The organism is Collinsella aerofaciens (assembly GCF_020181355.1).
GTDB lineage: Bacteria > Actinomycetota > Coriobacteriia > Coriobacteriales > Coriobacteriaceae > Collinsella.
Genome location: NZ_CP084004.1, coordinates 653,726 through 677,834, shown reverse-complemented (window position 1 = coordinate 677,834; position 24,109 = coordinate 653,726). Strand labels below are relative to the sequence as shown.

Sequence of the window (24,109 nt, the reverse complement as noted above, 5' to 3'; positions counted from 1 at the left end):
CATGACCGAGGAGCTCAAGAAGCAGGGCATCGTCGATGGCGCTGCGGTTGTAGAGACAGTCGAGGAGACGGGCGTCGCGCCCGACCTGGACGAAGCCGCCAAGGCGGCGGAGCGCGAGGCTCGCCGCCAAGCGCTCTACGAGGAAAACGAACGTGCCGAGGACGAGCGCGCCCGCGCCGAGGCAGAGCGTATGCGCGACGTGGACGACGAAGACGAGGACGAGACGCCTCGGGATACCTGGGCGACGGTGCGCCGCCTGTGGAGTGAGGCTGCCGGCGACCATTGGCGCTTCTATATCGTGTTCGCGAGCATTGTGTTCTATGTCATCTTTAACACCGCGGCGCCGGCTTACAGCGCCCGCGTGATCGATGAGCTGTGGGGCCACATTCAGGTGGCGTTTGCCAACGACACCACTTTCAGCATCACCTGGGAGAACTGCGGCAAGACCATTTTCGTCTACTTTATGATCTGGACTGCCGCTGCCTCGTTCTATGCGCTCCAGAGCTTTTTGATGTCGAGCGTCGCTGAGCGTCTCAATCTGCGCCTGCGCAACCGCATCGCGCAAAAGCTCAACCGTCTGCCGCTCGCCTATTTTGACGCGCATCGTCCCGGCGAGGTCGTCAGCCGCGCGACCAACGACCTGGACAAGATGTCCGAGAGCATGCAGCGCGGATTGCTGCAGCTGCTCGTGTCGATCGGCACGGTTGTTGGTGCTGTGAGCGTGATGTTCGTGTTCAGCGTGCAGCTTACGCTCGTCTTTCTGTTCTTTACGGCACTGTCGCTGCTGGTGACGAAGGTCGTCTCGCGCCGCACACACGATGTGACGGGCGAGCGCCAGGAGTGGGTGTCCAAGATTACGAGTGCGGTCGAGGAAGGCTATTCGGGCCGTCTGGTGATCCGCGCGTTTAACCGCGAACGCCAAAGTTCTGCCGAGGTGCACCAGGCCTCGGGCGAGCTGGCACGCGTGAGTGCCAAGGCCGACTTTATGATCAATGCCGTCGGCCCTGCGGTGCGCTTTATCGGCCGTTTGGCGCAGATCGTGATCGCGCTGGTGGGCTGCAGCATGCTGGTTGCCGGTCACATGACCGTCGGCGTGTTCCAGGCGTTCTTCCAGTTTATCTACGAGGCGTCCGAACCCATGACGCAGCTGTCGTTTACCTTCAACTCGCTGCAGAGCGCGTTGGCGAGTGCGGAGCGCGTGTTCGACCTGCTCGATGAGCCCGAGATGGAGGCCGATCCGCTGCCGGACGAGGCCGCCAAGCTGCCGGGTCGCGTTGAGGGTCGCGTCTCCTTTGAGCACGTGCGCTTTGGTTATTCGCCCGACAAGCCGCTTATGCACGACGTGTCGTTTACCGCCGAGCCGGGCCAGAAGATTGCCGTGGTGGGAACCACGGGCGCGGGCAAGACGACGCTCATCAACCTGCTCATGCGCTTCTACGAGATTGACGGCGGGCGTATTACGCTCGACGGCGTGGATACGAGCCGCATGGACCGCGGCGAGCTACGGCAGCAGTTTGGCATGGTGCTGCAGGACGCCTGGCTGTTCGATGGCACGATTGCCGAAAACATCGCCTACGGCTGTCCCGAGGCGACGCGTGAGGAGATCGTGGCGGCTGCGCGCGCCGCGCAGGTCGACTTCTTTGTGCGCACCATGCCGCAGGGCTATGACACGCGCGTGGCCAACGATGCCGAAAGCATCAGCCAGGGCCAGCGTCAGCTGCTGACCATCGCACGCGTGCTGCTCAATAACCCGGCGATTCTCATCCTGGACGAGGCGACCTCAAGCGTGGATACGCGTACCGAGCTTGCCATCGGTCGTGCCATGGACGCGCTCATGCGCGGGCGCACGAGCTTTGTGATCGCGCACCGCCTGTCGACGATCGTGGACGCCGACCTGATCTTGGTCATGGATCACGGCAACATTATCGAGCAGGGCACGCATAAGGAGCTGCTGGCTGCCGAGGGTGCCTACGCCGACCTCTATCTGAGCCAGTTCGCATAATGTGACAAAGGGACAGTCTCTTTGCCACATCACAAATAAGGCGCGCCGGGGATGAATTCCCTGGCGCGCCTTTGCGTTGATGCCGATGTCGTTTTGTGCCGCTTGCGTTCCTAGCGTTCGTCCACGAGCTTGGCGACGAGGGCCTTGAGCTCGGCCACCTCTCGCTCGAGTTCCTTGACGCGGCGGGCATTCTCGGTGATGCCCTGGCGGTTGAGGGCGGACTGCTCGGCGGCGTCATCGGGCATGTACTCGCGATGCTGCTTGGCGTCGAAACTCTCCTCGAACACACGGCAGCCGTTGCGCTTGATGATGCGTCCCGGCACGCCCACGACGGTGCAGTTGTCGGGGACGTCCTTAACGACGACCGAGTTGCCGCCGATCTTGACGTTGTTGCCGATGCAGATGTTGCCGAGCACCTTGGCGCCCGTGCCCACCGTGACATTGTTGCCCAGGGTGGGGTGACGCTTGCCGGTCTCGTTGCCGGTGCCGCCGAGCGTGACGCCCTGGTAGAGCACACAGTTGTCGCCCACAATGGTGGTCTCGCCGATGACGACGCCCATGGCGTGGTCGATAAAGAAGTGCTTGCCAATCTGCGCGGCAGGGTGAATCTCGACGCCGGTGATGTGGCGGGTGATTTGCGAGAGCACGCGGGCGAGCGAGCGATGACCGTGCTCCCACAGCCAGTGCTCGGGCACGTGGTTCCACTTGGCGTGCAGGCCAGGATAGGAAAGAAAGATGACCAGACCGTTTTGCGCGGCGGGGTCCTGCGCCTGGACGGTCTTGATGTCCTCGCGAATGGTATTGATAAAGCTCACCGGCCGCCCTCCCTTAGCGCCATGGCAATGCGATTCAATAAAGTATATCGATTCGCTAGGGATTAAAAAGGACAATCTTGGCGGCTTTGCGCTACAAGTGTCAGTTATGCAAACTTGCTGGTAATGGAGTCATGCTTTTGTGGGGTTGCGCACGAGGGGGCACCGCAACCGTATACTGGTCAACTTGGACGTATCCGCGCCCACAACTGAGAGGTTTTACTTCATGGGTTTCATCAATTTTATTGCCGAGCTGCTTAAGGACCCGCGCACCGCGATCGCCAGCTGGATCGCCGCCGGCCCGCTTATGGCCTACGGCTGCGTGTTCCTGATCATCTTTATCGAGACGGGCGTGGTGTTCTTCCCGTTCCTTCCCGGTGATTCGCTGCTGTTCGCCTCGGGTTTCTTTGCCCACAACGGCGGCTTTAACATCGTGGCGCTTCTGGCCACCGCATGGGCCGCTGCCATTTTGGGCGATCAGTGCAACTTTATGATCGGTCACTTCTTTGGCCGCAAGATCATCGCTTCGGGCAAGGTCAAGGCCATGACGCCCGAGCGCATCAAAAAGTCCGAGGACTTCTTGGACAAGTGGGGTCACCTGGCCATCTTCCTGGGTCGCTTCTTCCCGTTTATCCGCACCTTTGTGCCCTTTATCGCTGGCATGGGCGGCATGCACTGGCGCAACTTTGTCGTCTTTAACGTGCTGGGCGGCATTACCTGGTCGACGGTCTTTACGCTGCTGGGCTACTTCTTTGGCGGCATTCCCTTTGTGCAAGAGCACTTTGAGCTGCTGATTATCGGCATCGTTGCCGTGTCGATCATCCCGACCGTGGTCGGTCTGGTTAAGGCCAAGCTGGGTAAATAGAACGCCTAGCTCGAGCCAGCGCGCAGACCGTACAGTTGAGGCCCGTCACCGCTTACGGTGGCGGGCCTTTTTGCTTCGGTCAAATGAAAATACTTTACTTAGTTAAAGAAAAGCGTTTTATCAGACGCGTGCGGGGAGTACAATCTCGTGCATGCGAATCGACGTGCCATCGGCTTTGATGCTGCTCGCGTGTCCCGTCCGGCTCTACGCTCCGGGTGTGCGACGTTGCGACGCGGTCGGCCTCGGTCCTTGCGTGCGGGTTCGCGAGTATGCAACTGTGTATGTAAGGAGCGACATATGACTGTCGAGAAGAAGGATATCGATTGGGGTAGCCTCGGCTTTGGCTACATGAAGACCGATTACAGCTACGAGGCTCATTGGAAGGATGGCGAGTGGGACGAGGGCGGCCTGACCACCGACCACACCCTGCATGTCTCCGAGTGCGGCGGTATCTTCCATTACTGCCAGGAGGTCTTTGAGGGCCTGAAGGCCTACACCGCCGAGGACGGCAGCATCGTCTGCTTCCGTCCCGACATGAACGCTGAGCGTATGTATAACTCTGCCCAGCGCCTCGAGATGCCCCCGTTTCCCAAGGACAAGTTCGTTGAGGCCGTCAAGCAGGTCGTTTCTGCCAACGCCGCTTGGGTTCCGCCCTTTGGCTCCGGCGCGACCCTGTACGTGCGTCCGTTTATGATCGGCTCCGGTGATGTGATTGGCGTGGCTCCCGCTCCTGAGTACACGTTCCGCATTCTCGTGACTCCGGTCGGTCCGTACTTTAAGGGTGGCCTTAAGCCCGTTAAGCTGCGCGTTTCCGAGTATGACCGTGCGGCACCGCACGGCACCGGCAACATCAAGGCCGGCCTCAACTACGCCATGTCTCTTAAGCCCACGATGGAGGCCCATCGCGAGGGTTATGCCGAGAACCTGTATCTCGACTCCGAGTCCCGCACCTATGTCGAGGAGACCGGCGGCGCGAACGTTCTGTTCGTGAAGGAGGACGGCACCCTCGTCGTTCCTCAGTCGCACACCGACTCCATCCTGCCCTCCATCACCCGTCGTTCGCTCGTTCAGGTTGCCGAGGATTTGGGCATGACCGTCGATCAGCGTCCCGTCGAGTGGGCCGAGGTCAAGGCCGGCACCTTTGTGGAGTGCGGCCTGTGCGGTACCGCTGCCGTCATCTCCCCGGTGGGCGAGATCGACAACAAGGTCTACGGTGCCGATGAGACCGTGACCTTCCCGGCTGGCTGCACCGAGATCGGCCCCGTGATGAAGAAGCTTCGCGAGACCCTGACTGGCATCCAGTCCGGTGCTGTCGAGGATAAGCACAACTGGGTTTACACCGTCGCGTAATTTGTCTTACCTGTCCGGGCGGAGAGCAAGTTCCCTCCCGGCGCGTCCTCGGACATGCAAGAAGCCCTCGCTGCGCACTTCGTGCGGCGAGGGCTTCTTGCGTCCTGCGGAGTGCGCCGGGAGGGAACTTGCTCTCCGCCCTGCGGATTCGGCGTTGTCACAACAGGCAATAATTAATCTGATTAAAGATGGTGCGCGGCCTTTTGGCCGCGCGTTGTGCGTGGATAAGAAAAGGGCCCAAGGTTTGTGCCTTGGACCCCAAAGGGTTGATGAGCTGGCTTAAGACTCGGCCGTGATTGTTAGAACTTGACGGTCGGTGCCTGGCGGGCGGCCTCGGCGGCCTCGAAGCCCTGGCGCTCCTTAAACTGGAAGATGCCGGCAAAGATAACAGCCGGGAACGTCTGGATGGCGTTGTTGTAGCTGAGCACGCAATCGTTGTAGCTCTGGCGTGCGTAGCTCACCTTGTTCTCGGTGTCCTCGAGCGTGGACTGGAGCTGCGTAAAGTTGGTGTTCGCCTTAAGGTCGGGGTAGGCCTCGGCCACGGCAAAGAGCTGGCGCAGCGCACCGGTCAGCACGTTGTCCGCTTCCATCTTGGCCTCGGGGGTGGTGGCGCTCACGGCGGCGTTGCGCGCGTTGACTACGGCGGCGAGCGTGTCCTGCTCGTGCTTGGCGTAGCCCTTGACAGTCTCGACCAGGTTAGGGATCAGGTCGTTGCGGCGCTGCAGCTGCGTGTCGATGTTCTGCCAGGCATTATCGATGCGATTGCGCTTGGTGACCATGTTGTTGTAGATGCCGGCGATGGCGCTGGCGATCACAACGACAACAACGATACCGATGATGACGGGAAGCATGATGTCTCCGTTTCGAATGGCAGCGGCGTTTTGCGCCGGCTGCCGTTGGTGTAACGCTACTAGTATACCCGCAACCTTTGGCGATACCGAACTTTCCGGTAAGCGTTATGTTTCCGCCAAGGAGGGCCTTGATTCTCATTTTCATTGCAACAGCCTCAGGACTCAGCGCAACGCGTTGCGCTGAGTCCTGAGGCGCGAATCCGGGTAGGCAACCCCAGAGGGGCCGGAATCCCCCGGCCCGCGATGGAGGGAGGCCGGCATGTCCAGACCCAAGCCGTCCGGAAGGTCGTACGGGAGGCTCACGAGGCACGAGAGGAACACGGTCGAGAGGATGCTCGACCGCAACCGCAGCGCCCGCGAGATCGCCGCGGAGCTCGGCAGGTCGCCGTCGACCGTGACCAGGGAGGTGGCGGCGCACCGCTACGTCACCGCGCCGCGCTCGCGCTACGGCGAGCCCGCGCCCGCGGACCTGTCGGGGGCCTGCCCCAGGCTCTCCGCGTGGCCGAGGTGCTGCAACGGCTGCTCGCACAGGAGGGGCTACGGCTGCTCGAGGAGGCCCAGGGTGTTCTACAGCGCCAGGAGGGCGCAGGAGGCGGCCGACGCCGAGCTCTCGGCGAGCAGGTCCGGGATCGACGAGACCGAGGAGGGCGCCGCCGCCAAGCTAGCGGCCATCAGGGACGGGCTCGCGCGCGGGCTCTCCCCGCAGCAGATAGCGGCGACGACCCCCGGGCTCAGCGCCTCCACCGTCTACAGGTGGGTGGACGCCGGCTACGACGGCATGACGAACATGGAGCTCAGGCGCAAGGTCGGCTACAGGCCGAGGTCGCGCCGGGCCCCGAAGAGGGCGACGTCCCACTCGGCGCGCAGGTCGCACGCGTCGTTCCTCGCGCTCGGCGAGGACGCCTGCGCCGCGGCCTGGGAGATGGACACCGTCGAGGGCCCCAGGGGCGACTCCGCCAGGCTCCTCACGCTCCTGCACCGCCCGAGCCGCTTCCAGCTGGCCCTGCCGCTGCCGGACGGCACGTGCGCCTCGGTCCTGGCGGCGCTCTCCTCCCTGCGCGGGGTCCTCGGCGAGGACGGCGCGAGGCGCGCCTTCGGCGCCGTGCTCACCGACAACGGGAGCGAGTTCGCCGACGAGGGCGCCATCGCGGCGCTGTTCGGCGAGCGGGACGGCGAGACCAGGCTCTTCTACTGCGACCCCCGGCAGAGCCAGCAGAAGGGCGCGTGCGAGAAGAACCACGTGGAGATCAGGAAGCTGCTGCCCAAGGGCGCAGGGGCCAGGTTCGACCGGCTGACGGCGGCGGACTGCGCGCTGCTCATGTCGCAGGTGAACTCCGAGCCGAGGGGGGCGCTCGGGTTCCTGACGCCGGCGCGCGTGCTGCGGGCGGCCCTCGGGGAGGACGCCTCCGCCCTCATGGACGCGTTCGGGATAGAGGAGCTGGCGCCCGGCGAGCTCGACCTCACGCCCGGCTGCATCGACAGGGCCAGGGCCGCGAGGGGCGAGGGGCCGCTGGCGGGATAGGCGGCGGGCCGGGACATGGGCCGGAGGGCCCGTTGCGCTGAGTCCGGAACGGCTGCGCGGCGGGCTGGCGGAGCATGCGGCGGCGGCATGGGGGCACCGGCCTCCACAGCCTCTCCACCTGCGGAAACGAGGCGACGAGCAGGTGCCGGGGGCTATTTCCGCGTTGCGCTAGCTGCGGAAACGCGGGGCCCGTTCAGGCTGTTGCGTTGAGATTGAAAATCAACCCCGCCAAGGAGGGGGCGCCAACATGGAACGGGTGGTACAGGTGTAAGATATGCGACAAATTAAGGAATGCTGTCTACACCTTGAGGATGGCGATATGGATGGACCTTCGCATCAAGAAAACCTATCGTGCCCTGTTCGATGCTTTTACCGAGCTCTTGGAAGAGCATCGGTTTGAGGATTTGACGGTTGCCATGCTTTGCGACCGGGCCCTGATTCGCCGCACGACGTTCTATAAGCATTTTCGCGATAAAAACGATTACTTTGCCTTCTATATCGATGAGCTTATGACAGGTCTGCCGCAAAACCGGACCGATGCAGCGGACGCGGAGCCGCTTGATGACGTACAGGCGCTTCGCCACGAGGTCTTTGACGATGCCATGAATATGATTCTGGCGCATGAGCAGCTCATGGATAACCTTTTGGCCAGCAGCATGTCGGGCATGCTGACCGGCATGATTTGCGACCGCATTGCGCGTTCCATCCGCGAGCGTGTGATGAGCTCGCTTGCCGAAGATGCCCTGGCGCCCGTTTCGCTCGAGACGACATCGGAGTTTATCGCCGGTGGCATTATTCGACTGTTCACAAATTGGTGGGAGTCGGGTCACGATCTTGAGCGTCGACCCGAGATGGCCGACGTGGTCGATGCGCTGTTTGAGCGCACCATGACGCCGGTGAATCACTAAGGTGGCGGAGAGAGGGGGATTCGAACCCCCGGAACGCTCTCGCGCTCAACGGTTTTCAAGACCGCCGCATTCAACCGCTCTGCCATCTCTCCGTGAGTCGTAATGATAGCATCGTTTTGGATTTGCAACAGGGAAGGCGAACGATGACGAGCACCGGAATCGATGAGAAGTTCATGAGCGAGGCGCTGGCGGAGGCGCGTGCCGCCGCGGCGGTGGGCGAGGTGCCGATCGGTGCCGTAGTGGTGCGCGCGGGTGAGATCGTCGCGAGGGCGCATAATCGCCGCGAGCTCGACCAGGATCCTTCGGCGCATGCCGAGTTTTCGGCCCTGTGCGCCGCCGCGCAGTCGCTCGGTCGTTGGCGCCTTTCCGACTGTACGGTCTACGTGACGCTCGAGCCCTGCTGCATGTGCGCGGGGCTTATGGTTAACGCGCGCGTGGGGCGCTGCGTGTACGGCGCGGCCGATGCTAAAGCGGGCGCTCTGGGGTCGCTATACGACCTCAATGCCGATTCGCGCCTGAACCATCGGTTTAATGTGACCGCCGGCGTGCTGGCAGGCGAATGTCGCGAGGTGCTGAGCAGCTATTTTGCTGGCCTGCGCGGTGTCGACGGTGTCGGTTGCGGTTTGAACCTTGAGGCGCATGCGGCTCACGCCGAGGCGCTTGCGGGTGTTGGAGATCTCGCCGGCGAGACGTTCAACTATGGCCCCGTGCAGCGCCGGCCCCGCCGTGTGCTGCTGGCGATCGATTCCTTTAAGGGCAGCGTTTCGAGCGCGCAGGCGGAGAAGGCCGTTGCCGAAGGCGTGTGCCGTGTGTGGCCCGATGCCGAGCTGGGCGCTTTGCCGCTGGCAGATGGTGGCGAGGGAACGCTCGACGCCATCGCCGCGCGCGGTGGCGAGCTCTCGACCTGTGAGGTTGCAGGCCCCTTGGATGATTGCGTGGCTGCCCGGATGCTGGTGGACGACGAGCACGACTCGGCTGTAATTGAGATGGCCGAGGCGGCGGGTATTGGGTATTCACCCTGCACGGAATCGGCGGCGCTTGCGGCTTCGACCTATGGCGTGGGCGAGCTCATACTTCGCGCGGTCCGTGCGGGGGCAAAGACTATCTATATTGGTTTGGGCGGCAGCGCCACCGACGATGGCGGCGCCGGCATGCTGCAAGCGCTGGGCGCGCATCTTGTCGATGAGTGTGGCTGCAATATCGCCCCCGGCCTGGCGGGCCTTGAACACGTGGCGGGTATCGATTTGGCACCAGCGCTTCGGGTACTGAATGGCACGCGTGTCGTGGTGCTTTCCGATGTCGAGAATCCGCTCGTGGGGCGTCGAGGCGCACTGGCGGTGTTTGGCGGGCAGAAGGGTCTACCGACGGATGATGCCGAGGCGCTGCGCAGGTACGACAGCTGGATGGTCGGCTATGGTCGCCTGCTCGATGCGGCGATTACCGGGGCGCGGGCTCAGGGGTTGTTGCGCGTGCCCGAGGGTGCACGGACATTTGGCTCGGTGCTCGGTGTGCCCGGTGCCGGCGCCGCCGGCGGCCTGGGCGCCGCGTTGCTAGCGCTCGGTGCGGAGCTGCGTTCGGGCGTGGAGACGGTGCTCGATCTGATTGGGTTTGACGAGTGCGTGCGCGATGCCGACCTGGTCATAACGGGCGAGGGCAATATGGACGAGCAATCCGCTGCCGGTAAGGCGCCGGTGGGTGTAGCCCGTCGTGCGAAGCGATATGGCAAGCCGGTGATTGCTGTCGTGGGCGGTCGTGCCGACAACCTGGATGCGGTGTATGGGCAGGGTGTCGACTTAGTTTTGCCGGTCTGTCGCAGACCCATGCCCCTTGACCAAGCGCTCGACCCCCAGGAAGCCACAACCAACCTCATCTGCGCCGGTGAAGCCGCCGCCCGAGCTTACGACCTCGCCCGCCTCTAAAATCCAACTCCCTATAAGTTGCGGTGGAATAGTTCATGTTTGGCGGCTCAGGCGGCAAAAACAGGAACTATTCCACCGCAACTCAAAAGTGGTCTTTTGGCCCTGTCCCAAATTAGCTACCTTGCCCCATCGGGCGGGAGCGGGTAAGATATACCGAGCGCCTAGCGCGTTCGATGGGTTCGGATGACGACATGTTCCGAATCTGGTCAGGTCCGGAAGGAAGCAGCCATAAGGAGCCTCTGTCGGGCATCCGAATCCATCGAGCGCACGGGCGCTTTTTGGTGCCGCGATGTGGTCCCGGTGCCGGCGGGCTGTTTGGTGTCTCGCTGGTCCTCGGCTTTGCCTGCGGAATCGCTCGACTACCAAACAGCCCGCCGGCACCGGGACCACATCGTCCAAAATGCGCCCGTAGAGGCGCGTTAATCTGAACAATTAATCCCTTGTCTAGTGCTGCTCGTTGGCTTTGCCAAAACATGTTCGGGTGCTTTGTCTCTGTGCCTAGTTTCCTGATTGTTTCGGGGGCTTGTTCTGTGACGAGTTGATTTCATATCTCCAGGGCTCTCCGTACTATCATGAATCAGATTGAAGAGAGATGATGATAGGGAGCGCCTTCTATGATTGAGCTGCTCAGGCGTTTTGGTGGTAAGTTCCGCCGGTATATGGTGATTGGTCCTGCGTGCAAGCTGATCGAAGTGATTTTTGACCTGCTGACGCCGCTGGTGATTGCCCAGATGATCGATAAGGGCATTGGCTCGCACGACGTGAACGCCGTTATCCACTACGGCATGGTACTTGGCGCCATGGCTGTGATCGGCATCTCGTTTACGCTCGTCTGCCAAAAGATGGCGGCGCTGACTTCGCAGGGCATGGGTACCGACATTCGCGGTGCACTCTACCAGCACATCAACGAACTGAGCTATGTCGAACTCGATCGCTTTGGCACGCCGTCGCTCATCACGCGCATTACCAACGATGTCAACCAGGTGCAGCTCGCTGTGGCGCTGGGCGTGCGCATGCTCATCCGCTGGCCCTTCTTGGCAGTGGGTTCTATGTGCGCGGCCCTTGCCATCGACCTTAAGCTCGGCATCATCTTTTTGATTTGCACACCCGCCATCGGCTTGGTGTTTTGGTTTGTCATGGCGCGCTGCATTCCGTACTACAAGCAGCTGCAGGCAAAGCTCGACCGCATCGCGCTTGTCTGCCGCGAGGGGCTTTCGGGTGCCCGCGTGGTCCGCGCGTTTGTGCGCGAAGACCACGAGCGCGAGCGTTTTGCTCGTGCGGCCGACGACCAGGCGCATGTCGCCATCGCGGTGGGTAAGCTCTCGTCGGTCCTTAACCCCGTCACGTTTTTGGTGATGAATCTGGGCGTGTGCGCCATCCTGTGGGTGGGCGGCATCCAGGTCAACGTGGGTGAGCTTACGCAGGGCCAGGTCATGGCGTTTGTGAACTACATGACGCAGACCCTCACCTCCATCGTCTACGTGGCCAACCTGGTCGTTGTCTTTACCAAGGCGAGCGCCAGCGCGTCGCGCATCAACGAGGTGCTCAATTGCGAGCCGAGCATCACCGACGAGGGCAACCAGCCGGTCGCGCTGCCTGAGCCGAGCGACCTGGCGGGTGGCGCTGTTCCGGTCCCTGCGCTGAGCTTTGACCATGCGAGCTTTTCGTTTGGCGCGGGCGCGGCAAATGCCGTGAGCGATGTGACCCTGGAGCTGCCGCTGGGCAAAACGCTCGGCATTATCGGCGGCACGGGCAGCGGCAAGTCCACACTCGTCTCGCTTATCCCGCGCCTGTACGATGTGAGCACCGGCCGCGTGAGCGTGATGGGCGCCGACGTGCACACCTGGCCGCTCGACCAGCTGCGCAGTGTGGTCGCGACCGTTCCGCAGCGCGCTTCGCTGGTGAGCGGCACAATCCGCAGCAACCTGACCTGGCGCGACGAGGCAGCAACCGACGAGGAGCTCTGGGCGGCGCTCGATATGGCGCAGGCCAGCGAGTTCGTGCGCGACAAGCCCCAGGGCTTAGATGCTCCGGTCGAGGCGGGCGGCAAGAACTTTAGCGGTGGCCAACGTCAGCGTCTGACTATCGCGCGCGCCTTGGTAGGTTCGCCTCAGATATTGATCATGGACGATTCCGCCTCGGCGCTCGACTTTAAGACCGACGCGGCACTTCGCCATGCCATTCGCGAACGAAGCACGCGCGGTGCCGCCGAGGGCGCGCTGCCGCTGACCACGGTGATTGTGAGCCAACGCGTCTCGACCGTTCGCGATGTCGACATAATCTGCGTACTCGACCACGGCTCGGTTGCGGGCCTGGGAACGCACGATGAGCTGTACGCGACCTGCCAGCTCTATCGCGAGATTTGCCAGTCGCAGCTTCGCCGCGAGGAGCTCGAGGGTCAGCAGGGGAGCGCGGTGCCCGCGCCCGCTCCAAGTCCCGTGCTCGCCCCAGGCGCCGCGTGCGCCCCCGCATTCGTCTGCGCAAAGGAGGGCTGCTAAATGAATCCGTATACTTCTTCCGGTTCGGTCGCCACGATGACGGCCAACGTGTCTGGCAACGATAGTCTCAACGACCTGGGAGACGGTCCGCGCCAGCCCGGCGACCCCGAGCGCTATCCCGCCGGTGCGGTGACCCGCCGCCTGCTGGGCTATGTTCGCCCGCACCGCGTCTCGTTTGCGGCATCGTTTTTGAGTGCCGCCGTCTCGGTGATACTGCAGCTCTACACGCCCATCCTCATTGGCGAGGGCATCGACCTTATCGTCGCCGCCGGGCAGGTGGACTTCGATGCGCTGCTGCCGCTCGTTACCAAGCTCGCGATTGTCGTCGTAGGTGCTGCGGCCTTCCAGTGGCTGCAGGGCTATTGCGTCAACCGCCTGTCCTACGAGACGGTGCGCGACATGCGCGTGGAGGCGAGCAACAAGCTCAGCCGCATGCCGCTCAGCTTTATCGACAGCCATGCCCACGGCGACCTTATGAGCCGCGTGGTCAACGACGTCGATCAGGTGGGCGATGGCCTGCTGCAGGGCTTTACCCAGCTATTCACCGGACTTATCACCATCGTTGGCACGCTCGCGTTTATGCTCTCCATTAACCTGACCATGACGCTCGTGGTGGTACTCGTCACGCCGCTTTCCATTTTTGCAGCCGGTGCTATTGCCAAGCTCTCCAATAAGAGCTTCACTGCTCAACAGCGCATCCAGGGCCAACTCGGCGGTCATATCGAGGAGTATGTGGGTGAGCAAAAGCTGGTGGATGCGTTTGCTTATGGCCCGAACGCCCAAGCGCGCTTCGATGCCCTTAACGCCGAGCTCTATACGGCAGGTGAGCGCGCGCAGTTTATGGGCTCGCTTTCCAACCCCGGTACACGTTTTATCAACAACATCATCTACGCCGTGGTTGCCGTGATCGGCTGCGTGGGCGTGATTACGGGCGTGCCGGCGGCGCTTACGGTGGGCGGCGTGCAGATCTTCCTGTCCTACGCCAACCAGTACACCAAGCCGTTCAACGAGGTCACCAACGTCATTACGCAGATCCAGACCGCGTATGCCTCGGCGCGCCGCATGTTTGCACTGCTCGATGCCCGCGAGCAGGAGCCCGATGCGCCAGATGCCGTGGAGCTTGCCGCCCCGCAGGGCGAGGTGACCTTTGAACACGTGGACTTTAGTTATGTGCCCGACCGAAAGCTGCTGCAGGATATCTGCATCGATGCCAAGCCCGGCATGCGTTTTGCCCTGGTCGGCCCCACGGGCTGCGGAAAGACAACGCTCATCAATCTGCTGCTGCGTTTTTACGATATCGATGCCGGCCGCATCGCGGTCGATGGCAAGGCTTCGCGCGATTACACGCGCTCGAGCCTGCGTCGTGCCTTTGGCATGGTGCTGCAGGACACTTGGCTGTTCGAGGGCACGGTGGCGGAAAACATCGCCTACGGTTGCCCAGGAGCCACGCGCGAGCAGGTTATCGAAGCCGCCAAGCGCGCGCACGCGCACAAGTTTATCGTGCAGCTGCCGAAAGGCTACGACACGGTGATTGGCGAGGACGGCGGCACGTTTAGCCAGGGCCAAAAGCAGCTGCTGTGCATTGCGCGCGTCATGCTCACCGACCCGGCTATCTTGCTGCTGGACGAGGCGACTTCGAGTATCGATACGCGCACCGAGCTGCAGGTGCAGGCGGCATTCGACGAGCTTATGGCCGGCCGCACAAGCTTTGTGGTGGCGCACCGCCTGTCGACGATCCGCAACGCCGACTGCATTCTAGTAATGCGCGACGGCCAGATTATCGAGCGCGGCACGCACGACGAGCTGTTAGCGGCAGGCGGCTTCTACGCCGAACTCTACCGCAGCCAATTCGCCCAGTGAGCAAGCCCGCGGGGCAAATTAATCAATCGACAGACGGTGGTTTACATCTGTCACGTTAGTACTAAGATATTCATCTAATAAATTGCATTAGTGGCTTTAGTTTTGGGGGATACGAGGCAACGTGACTATGACGTGCTCTTTGGTGGTTAACAGCAAGAGCGGTAATACCAGGATGGTTTCGGGTGCGATCAAGCGCACGCTGCAGGCTGCGGGTGTTGAGTTTGTCCATGCCGCGGCGTTGAGCGACGATGCGGATGCAGATCAGGTTGCGCTCGAGGCGCAGGGCGCCTGCGCGGCCGACACGGTGCTTGTCGGTTTTTGGTGCGACAAGGGCGCGAGCACGCCTTCGGTCGCGACGTTGCTCTCAGCCTTGCATGGCAAGCGCGTCTTCCTGTTTGGCACCTGCGGCTTTGGGGCCAGCGAGGAGTACTTTAGGCAGATTATCGATCGCGTGACCTCCAATTTGGCCAATGATGCCGAGCTTGTAGGCTGGGCGATGTGCCAGGGCAAGATGGGTCCCGCGGTCAAGCAGCGCTACGAGGCCATGCTCGAGCAAGATCCCGACAACGCCCGATTTAAGATGCTGCTCGACAACTGGGTTGCCGCAAAGGATCACCCCACCAAGGATGATCTGGACAACATGGCGGCGGCGGCCAAGAAGGCCGTGCTGGGCGAGTAGCTCCCATCGCTGACGGCGGTCGGTCCATCTTTCTAAATGAAACGTCCTCCCGGGCGTCGGGGCACGAAGTTCCCTGCTCTACAGTCCTGCGCAAGACGAAGGCCACATTAAGTGGCCTTCTTTGCGTGCGGAACTCGCGATGAACTTCGTGCCCCGCCGTCCGGGAGGACGCCTCTTTATTGATGGGAGGCCTGATAGGTCGATGGTTCCGTGCCCGGATGCGTCCAAAGTGGGACGGGCTTTCCGGATGGGCAGGCTTTCGAAAAATGCGTCCCGGAATTTGCCTTTGGAATGGGACGTAGTTTCCCGTTGAGGTGCTTTGCGGAAAGTGCATCCCACTCTGGGCGGTCGAAGTGGGACACACTTTCCCAAAGGCGCTCCAACGGGAAATTGCGTCCCATTATTCGGTCAAGAAATGGGATGCAGTTTCCCGATGAGGCACTCGACGGAAAATACATCCCAGAAATGGCCTTTGAGCTGGGATAAGATTTCCGCGGCATCTCGGATTCTCAAAAATGAGACACGCCGTTGGCGAAAATGAGACACGTGATATCGGGCATCGGATGTATCATTTGCAAAAATGAGTCCACTCCACTCGAATAAAGCGAGGTCCCTCATGTACGTTCCACACCCCCGTATCCGTAGGCTGTCGAAAATCCCGCTTGTTGGGACGGCGGCGCTTGCTGCGTTGATCGCCACGAGCGTCGCCTGCTTCACGGCCACGCCCCAGGTTACCCAGGCGGCAGACGCGCCCGCAATCACCGATATGACCGAGCAGGATTATCAAGCCCTGGGTCTGGGCACGAGCGAGGACATTCCGGCCGATACCGTTGGCCCCTATTCCACTGATACCCCCACGACGTTTGCCACGCGCAGCGAGGTCTATATGGCAGCTAACGGTAGCCATGGCAATCGCTACACTCTGCGCGACAAGCTCGAGAACGTCGAGCGCGGTGACATTGGCGGCAGCAGCAAACTCACCGATGGCTATGGAAGTGTGTGGGGCGCCGCAAAGTTCTGGCAAAACGTCAACAACTTCGATACGAACAGCGATCTCTACAAGCATAGCGACTACGGTGGCGGCACCTGGTCGTACCTAAGCAACAATGAGTCCTCAACAGTACTCGCCAACGACAACAACGGTTTCTCGGGCATTCACGCCACGAGTGTTGAGCTCTGCAGCGACGCCAGCACGGGCAAAAAGAGCCGCGTTGCCGAGCTCCGTGCCTACGGCGACAGTTCCTCCACGACGATTGACGGCAAGTCATACGCCGGAAAGGTTGAGCTGGTCCTCTACTCGTTTAGCAACGGGCGTACGCGCGCTCTCGACACACACCTGCCGGTGACGGTCAACACTAATATGATGTACGAAGGCCGTTTTAAGTACCTGGATGCCGGTTACCTGCAAGAGCACGACGCCGTCTTTGATGTCGAGGCGGGCGATGTCGACGGCGACGGCGTCGACGAGCTTTTTGTCTACGCGGGCTGCTATGTCGACGAGAACGGCGTGCGCAAGGCTGTAGTCGACATGTATGACTTGGAGGGCGGCAACTGGAAGCAAAGCGTCGTCAAGATCGATGCCGGTAACGCCGCGGACTACACCACGCACAACAAGGGCGGGAACGACTCCTGGACGCAGCTTCAGTCAGCTCCTGTCGTTTCGCTAGCGGCCGGCGACCTCGATCGCGATTTTTGCGATGACCTCGCCATCGTGGTCTCGGCACCCTACGGCAAGAAGAATATTGATAAGTCGACGCATTGCGAGCTGTTTTCGTGGGATGCATCCAAGGGTGCGCTCGTCCATGTCGATGCTCTGGGCGACGCGGGCGCAATCTCCCTCTCCGCGAACGGCAAGACCATGGTCGCTGCGAATGCGACGTTCGGCACGTTTGCCGCCTACGATGAAGAAGGAAAGAAGACGGGTGAAACCGTCACGGGCCTTATTCTTGCGGGCTATGACTGGCAACGCAGCGCTTTTGATTACGGCGCTTCTGACGGCAGCAAGGGGCTGTACGGCGCGCTGTACCGCTACGCGTATTTTGACTCGGAGTCTGGCGAGTTCAAGCTTTCCGATTGTAAGGAATACAGAGACGGGCTCCTCGCCTCCTATGGGCTGATGCATGTGCCCAACAGCGCATGGAAGGATAGCGCTCAGGATAAGCGCTATCCGTGCACCTTGGCGCCTATTGCCCTTGCCACTGCCAACCTTGACGGCCTGTCCGAGCAGCTGGCGGTTGACGAGGTGCTCGTGGGCGGCGATGTGTTCCGCGACTTTGCCTGCAACACGGCACAGAGCGGGGCTCAGGGCTTGGGGTCCATGGTCGGAACCATGAGCATGAGCGGTCAGCAATACAACAGCAGCAACAAGCATGACCACAAGGGTATAGAACAGGTGTGGATCAGCGACGTCAAGGCGGGCAGCGTCTCGGGTTCGGACCGCTATAACGAGAGCTTTATCGCCGTGGTGGGCAAGCACCGCGACGAGGACCTGCGCAAGAACGATGACTACTATTGGATGACCGCCTCGCATTTTTCGCTCGACGAGAACGGAAAGGTGCGCCGCGGCGAGGAGCAGGTGATTAGCGAGAGCAACCGTCGCGGCACTACCTACGGCACATTTATCTCGCTCGCGCTGCCCGATGTCGACAACGACAGCGTCAAGATCACGTACAAGGACCGCTACAAGGTCTATACCAACCCGCGCGTGCTTGCCGTGCTGCAGGATGCGCCCTATGTTGAGGATCTGGAGCAGGCATACGGCTATCTGGTGTTGGGCGGCACGTCATACGGAGAGGAAAAGGGCACGGGGACATCCCAGGGCTATACCATTGGCGCCGAGTTGGGCGTTGCCGTCGAGGTGCAGACCGGTCCGCCCCTGGTCGCGATGAATGCTTCAGTCGATTTTGCCGCCGAGGGATGCTATGACTACCGGAGCGAGCGCACGGTCAGCGCAAGCGTAAGCTATGAGTCGCATGCCGGCGAGGGTGACAAGGCCGTGCTCTACACGATTCCGATGGTCTATTACGAGTATGAGATCGAAAATGAGGAAACTGGTGGCAAGGGCGTGATGGCGGCGCCCGTGTCGCTCGGCGCGCAGACCTCGGTCGTTAATGTCGAGGCCTATGACCGCATTGCCAAACAGCACAATATGACGCCGCTCAGCTACTTTTTGACCAACCGGTCGGGAGAACCCGGAACCTATCAAACGACGCTCAACGGCGAGACTCCCGTTGGGGATTCCTTTGGCCTGGGCAAGCCTGGCGTAACGCGCGCCTACACGCACGATGGGTTTAACGGCGCCGCCGCGCAGTCGGGGGCGAGCATTGAGCAGACCATCGAAGTCGAGGAGGGCAAGGAGCAGGAGCTCGAGCTCGGCTTGACGCTGAACGGCAGCGTTGTCATGGGCGCGAAGCTCGCAAAGCACGAGTTGTTTGGCGGCCTGTGCTTTGGTGCCAACGCCGGCTTTACTACGGGTAACTCCTCGAGTGAATCGACCGAATACGGCGGCACCGTCGACAACCTGCCCGAGGCCGCGCAGGGCAAGTACGGTTTTGTGTGGCGTCTGGGCGTCAACGCGGTGGATGTCGACAAGTTCGAGGCAGACTCGGGCGACAAGCTCGGCACCAAGGACACCGACCAGTTCTGGATCGTGGGCTATGACGTTAAGGACGTCGAGATGCCCGACGCGCCGGCCGTGACGGGCTTTACGGCAAACGCCGTCGATTCGACCAGCGTTACGTTTAGCTGGGACGATGTACTCGCAAATAAGAGTGGCTTTAGCTACGGCGTGGGCATGCTGCAGAGCAATGCGGCGGATGCGGTCGTCAATAGCTGGAAGATTGCCGACAACACGCAGACCTCGCTCAAGTGGGATGGGCTGCAGCCCAATACGGAGTATCGATTCGCCATCGCCGCCGTTAAGAATGGATCCACGACCGAAACAGGTATTCGCTCGGCAATCATCACGGTCAAGACCATGCCCGATGGCATGACGATGACCGTGAGCGGACCTGCGGCGGATGCTGCGGAGGGGTCGGATCTTGGATACGACTCTTCGGTTGAGCGCGCGGCGGGAAGCCACCTGACGCTCTCGGCGATTGGCCATGTGAAGCAACTCGGTGCCGACGATAGCGAAACAGGGCTGGCACCGACCTATATGTGGTACCGCAAGGGTCGCGGCGAGACAGAGTTTAAGCTCGTGGGTGCCGATGGCAACCTCGCGGCTGGAACGGCCTCAAAGCTCGAGATTGACCTGACCGCAGACGATGACGGTGCGCAGTATTACTGCCACGTGGGATACAACGACGTGGGCCTCGACACCGGCACGACGCTCGTGAATATCGAGGCCGAGGAGACGGCGCCCACAACGGTGAACGCCACCCCGATCCGCACGCGCCGCCTGTTCTCACAGGCAAGTGCGGGCGCCAAGAAGTTCCTGGACCATACGCTGGTAAACACCGCCGGCCCAACCGATTCCGAAGGCTCAAAGGACCCCGAGACTCCTGAGACCCCGACGAACCCGGACAAGCCCAAGTCCGACAACGGAGCTAAGACCGACACCAAGGTCAAGACTACGACCACAGCGAAGAACCTCGCAAACACCGGCGACCAAACATTCGCCCTAGTCGCCACCGCAGCAGCAGCGGGAGCAACGCTCGTAGTGATAGCCCTCATCATGCTGATCAAGCGCCGCAAGACCCACTAGTAGCCAGTCGAACATATCGACAACCCAAAAACCCGGGTAGCCAAAAAACAGGCCACCCGGGTTTTCTGTTGAGTGGAGACTCCGCAAGCGGAAACTGCATCCCACAATTAGCGCCCGGAACGGGACACATTTTCCGTCATGCCCTCATCCGGAAAATCCATCCCAGTTTGAGCGCCCAGACCGGGACGCACTTTCCCAAAGGGTCCTCAACGGGAAACTGCGTCCCATAATTAGGCCGAGAAATGGGATGAACTTTCCCAATGAGAGCCAACCGGAAACCACGTCCCAGAATCAGCCCCCAAAGTGGGACGCACTTTCCCAACGAGCCTCAACCGGAAAATACATCCCGGAATCCAGCTGAATAGTGGGACACACTTTCCGCAAACAAAGAAGGCCACATAACGTGGCCTTCAACTTATATATGTTCGGCGATACACCCAAGACAAGCCGCGCTCCAACAACAGGGCGTCTGTCCGGGCGGAGGCATATGAGGTTCATCGCGAGTTTCGCACGCAAAGGAGGCCACTTAATGTGGCCTCCGTCTTGCGCAGGACTGTCCGAGCAGGGAACCTTATATGCCTCCGCCCGGACAGACGTTTCAGTTATGAGTGACCTGCTACTTGATCTTGGTTGTTCCCGGCGCCAGGTTGGGGTCGGTTTCGTTGGCCTCGGTCTGGAAGTGCTCGGTGTACACGTTCTTGCCGTCGCGGAACATCTCGTAGTACTGCATCTTGGCGTAATCCTCGCGCGCCTTGGTTGCGGCTGCGGCATCGGCGTCGTCACCGGTGACGTTGGAGGAAAGCGCCCAGCGCAGGCTGGCGTCCTCGTAGCCCACCGAGTTGATGGCGGGCAGCGACTCGTGCAGCGTCATGTGCGCTTTCTGGTAGTCGGTCAGCGGTGCGCCGATCAGCTGCATAAGCTGCGTGGACAGGTAGTTGGTGGACAGGTCGTCGACCTCGCTCGTCTGGTCGCAGCCGGCAACGTCGTAGTTGGCCCAGATGATGTAGTCGGTCTGCCACAGACGTTCCTGGTGCGTGGCATCGTCCTCGCCGGTAAACCACTTGTCGTTGAACTTGGACGGGAAGAACGGCTGGTGGTCGCCCCAGAACACCACGACTACCTTACGGTCGAGCTTGCTCAGGGCGTTGAGGAAGTAGCGAAGCGCCTGGTCGGACTGCTCGATGCACGAGACATACTCGTCGACATCGGAGAGCGTGCCGTCCTCGACGGTCTTGGCATCCAGATCGGTCGTATCGATATTCAGGTGCATCTGCTTATCGACCGGCAGCAGACCCGTATCGTAGCCCGAGTGGTTCTGCATGGTCACGTCGAAGATAAACTGCGGATCGGCGTTCTGGTCGAGCAGCTCAAGAATCTTGTCGTAGGTAGCCTGGTCGGTCACCATGCCGCGCAAGGTGTCGGCTCCCTGGAAATCGTTGATGGACAGGAACTGGTCAAAGCCAAAGTCCTTGTAGACGTTCTCGCGGTTCCAGTTGGTTGCGTGATTGGGGTGCATAGCCGTGGTGGAATAGCCGAGCGATTTGAACTGCTCTGCCAGGTTCCCGGTCGTTTCCATGTTGTAGATGGTGTAGGGGTACACGCCCGAGCCCAGGTTGGCCATGGAGTTGCCGGTCATAAACTCAAACTCGGTATTGGCGGTGCCGCCGCCGTAGGCGCTCACGTAGAGCTTGCCGCGGCTGAGGCAGTTGGACAGGCTCTTAAAGTACTGCGGACCCTCGTAGCCGGCGCGCATGTTCTGGTAGATCGACAGATCCGAGAACGTCTCGTTCATGATGGCGATGACCGTGGGCTTCTCGCTGTCGAACTGCTCCTTTGCGGCGGCGCGCTCGTCGCTCTTGGCCGCGTCAGACTTGTCGTAGGCCTTGGCGTACTTTTTGAGCGTGGCCTTGGCATCGTCGACGGAGTAGTCGGCGGGTTTGGGCGGCTTGATGGACTGCGCTGCGCTAATGAAAGCGGGCAGGTAGCCCTCGCGCCAGTAGCTCTCGAGCGGGCGCCAGGTGTAGACGGTGATGCCGAGGGTGTTGTAGTAGTCGATGAGCGTGACGTGTGCGGTCACACCGCCCAGGCACAGCACGGCGACGAGCAGGTTGGTGAGCAGCATGCGCTTGGCGTTGGCGGCGCCCTTCTGACGGTGCGGTGCCACCAGGCCGGCGTACTCGCACAGCAGCATAGCGATGGCGGTAAAGCCCATGGACAGCACGCAGAACAGCGAGATGGAGAAGGTGTAGCCGGTGCCGGCGACCGCGGCGGCGGTGGAGATGGCCGAAAGGTCGCCCGGCTGGATGGGCATGGATTTAAACGTGATGACGAAGAACTCGGCAATGCCCAGGACAAAGAGGGCAAAGGCCAGGACCGCGGGAGCTGCACCGTGGCGCTGGAACAGGAAGAACAGGCCGACCATGAGCGTGGTGATGATGGCCCACTCGAGCAGGATGCACAGGGGGTAGACCCAGGTAAAGTCGTGGTTGGACGAGACCTCCATGCCCAGCAGCGCAAAGACGCCGGCGAGCAGCAGGCACAGGACGGCGGCGACGAGCGGTTTGCCCACAAAGGCGCCGCGCAGGCGGGCGAGCTTGCCGGTGGGGGCGGGGGCGTCGGGCGCGGCGAACGCAAAGACGCGCGGGGCGATGCGGTCGCGTGCGATGCTGGCCCAAGCGCAGCCGGTGAGGATGGCGTTGGTCAGGATGAGCATCACAAAGGCGAGCGGCTCGTTTTGGGCGACGAGGCCAATAGCGCCCCAAATGGTCAAAAAGACCTGGAACAGGCCGAAGGCGACGCTCCACCCAAGAGCGCTTTTGGCAACGGTGCCCGACTGAGCGCGAATGGCCTTGGCCTCGCGCAAGACAAGGTAGACGGTCGCCGCAAGACCGACGAGCGAGATGGCGGCAGCGAACATGCTGAGACTCCTCACAAACTAAAACGTACGAAAGCGGGGGTTTACCCGATTGTTACCAAGATATGCGCAGCATTTGAGGGTTGCGCACAACAACCAGCCATAATAACGCGCACGTGTGGCGGTGTGGCGTAATGTAGTGGCGACCTGCGCGATAATGGACGGGAATTACACGGAAACGTAAAGGCTTCTTAAAGAATTAGCGAGGATGAGGCGATGAACGAGCAGGTTTGCACCAAGGTTGTGGACGCGGGCGGCTATCCGGTCGAGACGACGGGCAATGCGGTGCTGGACACGTTGGAGCACCGTTCCTCCACGCGTGCCTTCGCGCGTGATGACGACGACCGTCCCGTGGCGGTGACCGACGAGCAGCGGGCGGTGATTCTGCATGCGGCGAGTCGCGCGCCGTCGGCGGGCGCCATGATGATGTATTCCATCGTGAGCATTCGCGAGCAGGCTACGCTGGATCGTCTGGCCGACCTGTGCGACCACCAGCCCATGATTGCCAAGGCGCCCTGGGCACTAATATTTGTGGTCGATTATGCCAAGTGGATCGATCTGTTTGAGCACGTGGGCTGCTTTGAGCCCGAGTTTGTCGAGCGCACGGGCAAGGCGCCCCGTCGTGCGCCGGGTCTGGGCGACTTTGCCATCGCGGCGCAGGATGCCGTGATCGCCGCGCAAAACGCCGTGGTTGCCGCCGAGGCCCTGGGCCTGGGGAGCTGCTACATCGGTGATATCGTCGAGAATGCCGAGGAAGTTGCCGAGCTGCTCGATCTGCCGCCCTATACCATGCCGCTGTCGATGCTCATCATCGGCACGCCCCGTAAGGAGCGTCCGGCCATTGCGCATCCCGTGGTGAACCTGGTGCACGAGGAGCGCTACTGCCGCGCCGATGCTGCGACTATGGACGCGCAGGTAGCCGAGATGGACGCGATGTTCCGTCCGCATGCCCGCGTGGTGGGGGAGCGCGTCGTGGACATCTATACCCGCAAGCACACGAGTCCCTTTATGGCCGAGATGAGCCGCTCCATGGAGTGGTGGTTCAAAAATTGGCTCGGAAAATGACGGATGCGACAAAGAGACAGTCCCTTTGTCACATTCCATATCGCCGAGGTGGCTTAAAGGCCGTATAAATGTTTATCTAGCTGGGAAAACAGTGCCATTCAAACATGGGCCGATTACCTATAATTCCTTCGAACATTAAAGTTGGGAGGAAGCCGGCTT

At 61.3% G+C, this 24,109-nt stretch carries 14 protein-coding genes, 1 tRNA gene and 1 other RNA gene; 12 read left to right on the top strand and 4 right to left on the bottom strand.

What is annotated here, in order from left to right:
* Position 1: 1 nt before the first annotated feature.
* The gene (locus LCQ44_RS02930) at positions 2–2,002 is read left to right on the top strand and encodes an ABC transporter ATP-binding protein (RefSeq protein WP_204986360.1); all 2,001 of its coding nucleotides are present in this window, start codon (positions 2–4) and stop codon (positions 2,000–2,002) included.
* A gap of 110 nt (positions 2,003–2,112) precedes the next feature.
* Here the strand turns inward: LCQ44_RS02930 and cysE are convergent, their stop codons facing one another.
* A complete protein-coding gene (gene cysE, locus LCQ44_RS02925) occupies positions 2,113–2,817 on the bottom strand; it encodes a serine O-acetyltransferase (RefSeq protein WP_138375362.1) in 705 nt (234 codons plus the stop codon).
* Positions 2,818–3,040: 223 nt separating this feature from the next.
* Here cysE and LCQ44_RS02920 point away from each other — a divergent pair, with 223 nt between their 5' ends.
* On the top strand, positions 3,041–3,679 hold the full coding sequence (locus tag LCQ44_RS02920) for a DedA family protein (protein ID WP_138113555.1): 639 nt from the start codon (positions 3,041–3,043) through the stop codon (positions 3,677–3,679).
* Between the two features lie 297 nt (positions 3,680–3,976).
* Positions 3,977–5,029, top strand: a complete 1,053-nt coding sequence (locus LCQ44_RS02915; RefSeq protein WP_195363603.1) for a branched-chain amino acid aminotransferase — start codon at positions 3,977–3,979, stop codon at positions 5,027–5,029.
* A gap of 299 nt (positions 5,030–5,328) precedes the next feature.
* Here LCQ44_RS02915 and LCQ44_RS02910 read toward each other — a convergent pair whose 3' ends face one another.
* Entirely contained in the window at positions 5,329–5,880 is a 552-nt protein-coding gene (locus LCQ44_RS02910; RefSeq protein WP_006235641.1) for a LemA family protein, read from the bottom strand.
* Between the two features lie 259 nt (positions 5,881–6,139).
* Here LCQ44_RS02910 and LCQ44_RS02905 point away from each other — a divergent pair, with 259 nt between their 5' ends.
* Positions 6,140–7,402, top strand: coding sequence for an IS30 family transposase (locus tag LCQ44_RS02905; RefSeq protein ID WP_225093555.1), 1,263 nt, complete (start codon positions 6,140–6,142; stop codon positions 7,400–7,402).
* A 323-nt stretch (positions 7,403–7,725) separates the two neighbouring features.
* Complete coding sequence (locus LCQ44_RS02900; RefSeq protein ID WP_225094030.1) at positions 7,726–8,310, top strand: TetR/AcrR family transcriptional regulator; 585 nt, start codon at positions 7,726–7,728, stop codon at positions 8,308–8,310.
* Positions 8,311–8,312: 2 nt separating this feature from the next.
* Here the strand turns inward: LCQ44_RS02900 and LCQ44_RS02895 are convergent.
* Positions 8,313–8,402 (bottom strand) — tRNA-Ser (locus LCQ44_RS02895).
* Positions 8,403–8,453: 51 nt separating this feature from the next.
* On the opposite strand from LCQ44_RS02895, the gene tadA reads away from it, so the two are divergent.
* From tadA to LCQ44_RS02865, 6 genes are all read left to right on the top strand, one after another.
* The gene (tadA, locus tag LCQ44_RS02890; RefSeq protein WP_225094029.1) at positions 8,454–10,229 is read left to right on the top strand and encodes a tRNA adenosine(34) deaminase TadA; all 1,776 of its coding nucleotides are present in this window, start codon (positions 8,454–8,456) and stop codon (positions 10,227–10,229) included.
* A gap of 170 nt (positions 10,230–10,399) precedes the next feature.
* Positions 10,400–10,495: signal recognition particle sRNA small type (gene ffs, locus LCQ44_RS02885), an RNA gene on the top strand.
* 348 nt (positions 10,496–10,843) lie between these two features.
* Positions 10,844–12,727: an ABC transporter ATP-binding protein gene (locus LCQ44_RS02880; protein ID WP_225094028.1), complete on the top strand. Its 1,884-nt coding sequence runs from the start codon at positions 10,844–10,846 to the stop codon at positions 12,725–12,727.
* Positions 12,728–14,587 (top strand): ABC transporter ATP-binding protein, encoded by a 1,860-nt coding sequence (locus LCQ44_RS02875; RefSeq protein WP_225094027.1) that lies wholly within the window; start codon positions 12,728–12,730, stop codon positions 14,585–14,587.
* A gap of 127 nt (positions 14,588–14,714) precedes the next feature.
* Entirely contained in the window at positions 14,715–15,266 is a 552-nt protein-coding gene (gene bilS, locus LCQ44_RS02870) for a flavodoxin family protein BilS (RefSeq protein ID WP_225094026.1), read from the top strand.
* Between the two features lie 616 nt (positions 15,267–15,882).
* Positions 15,883–19,971 (top strand): fibronectin type III domain-containing protein, encoded by a 4,089-nt coding sequence (locus tag LCQ44_RS02865; RefSeq protein ID WP_225094025.1) that lies wholly within the window; start codon positions 15,883–15,885, stop codon positions 19,969–19,971.
* A 616-nt stretch (positions 19,972–20,587) separates the two neighbouring features.
* Here the strand turns inward: LCQ44_RS02865 and LCQ44_RS02860 are convergent.
* Positions 20,588–22,888, bottom strand: a complete 2,301-nt coding sequence (locus LCQ44_RS02860; RefSeq protein WP_225094024.1) for an LTA synthase family protein — start codon at positions 22,886–22,888, stop codon at positions 20,588–20,590.
* 213 nt (positions 22,889–23,101) lie between these two features.
* Here LCQ44_RS02860 and LCQ44_RS02855 point away from each other — a divergent pair, with 213 nt between their 5' ends.
* Positions 23,102–23,950: a nitroreductase family protein gene (locus LCQ44_RS02855; protein ID WP_225094023.1), complete on the top strand. Its 849-nt coding sequence runs from the start codon at positions 23,102–23,104 to the stop codon at positions 23,948–23,950.
* Positions 23,951–24,109 lie beyond the last annotated feature (159 nt).

Bases quoted from the DNA above. Each gene is read 5' to 3' on its own strand.
- LCQ44_RS02875 (WP_225094027.1), top strand. From the start codon at position 12,728: ATGAATCCGTATACTTCTTCCGGTTCGGTCGCCACGATGACGGCCAAC.
- bilS (WP_225094026.1), top strand. From the start codon at position 14,715: ATGACGTGCTCTTTGGTGGTTAACAGCAAGAGCGGTAATACCAGGATG.
- LCQ44_RS02900 (WP_225094030.1), top strand. From the start codon at position 7,726: ATGGACCTTCGCATCAAGAAAACCTATCGTGCCCTGTTCGATGCTTTT.
- LCQ44_RS02880 (WP_225094028.1), top strand. From the start codon at position 10,844: ATGATTGAGCTGCTCAGGCGTTTTGGTGGTAAGTTCCGCCGGTATATG.
- LCQ44_RS02860 (WP_225094024.1), bottom strand. From the start codon at position 22,888: ATGTTCGCTGCCGCCATCTCGCTCGTCGGTCTTGCGGCGACCGTCTAC.
- tadA (WP_225094029.1), top strand. From the start codon at position 8,454: ATGACGAGCACCGGAATCGATGAGAAGTTCATGAGCGAGGCGCTGGCG.
- LCQ44_RS02855 (WP_225094023.1), top strand. From the start codon at position 23,102: ATGAACGAGCAGGTTTGCACCAAGGTTGTGGACGCGGGCGGCTATCCG.
- LCQ44_RS02920 (WP_138113555.1), top strand. From the start codon at position 3,041: ATGGGTTTCATCAATTTTATTGCCGAGCTGCTTAAGGACCCGCGCACC.
- LCQ44_RS02915 (WP_195363603.1), top strand. From the start codon at position 3,977: ATGACTGTCGAGAAGAAGGATATCGATTGGGGTAGCCTCGGCTTTGGC.
- LCQ44_RS02905 (WP_225093555.1), top strand. From the start codon at position 6,140: ATGTCCAGACCCAAGCCGTCCGGAAGGTCGTACGGGAGGCTCACGAGG.
- LCQ44_RS02910 (WP_006235641.1), bottom strand. From the start codon at position 5,880: ATGCTTCCCGTCATCATCGGTATCGTTGTTGTCGTTGTGATCGCCAGC.
- LCQ44_RS02865 (WP_225094025.1), top strand. From the start codon at position 15,883: ATGTACGTTCCACACCCCCGTATCCGTAGGCTGTCGAAAATCCCGCTT.
- LCQ44_RS02930 (WP_204986360.1), top strand. From the start codon at position 2: ATGACCGAGGAGCTCAAGAAGCAGGGCATCGTCGATGGCGCTGCGGTT.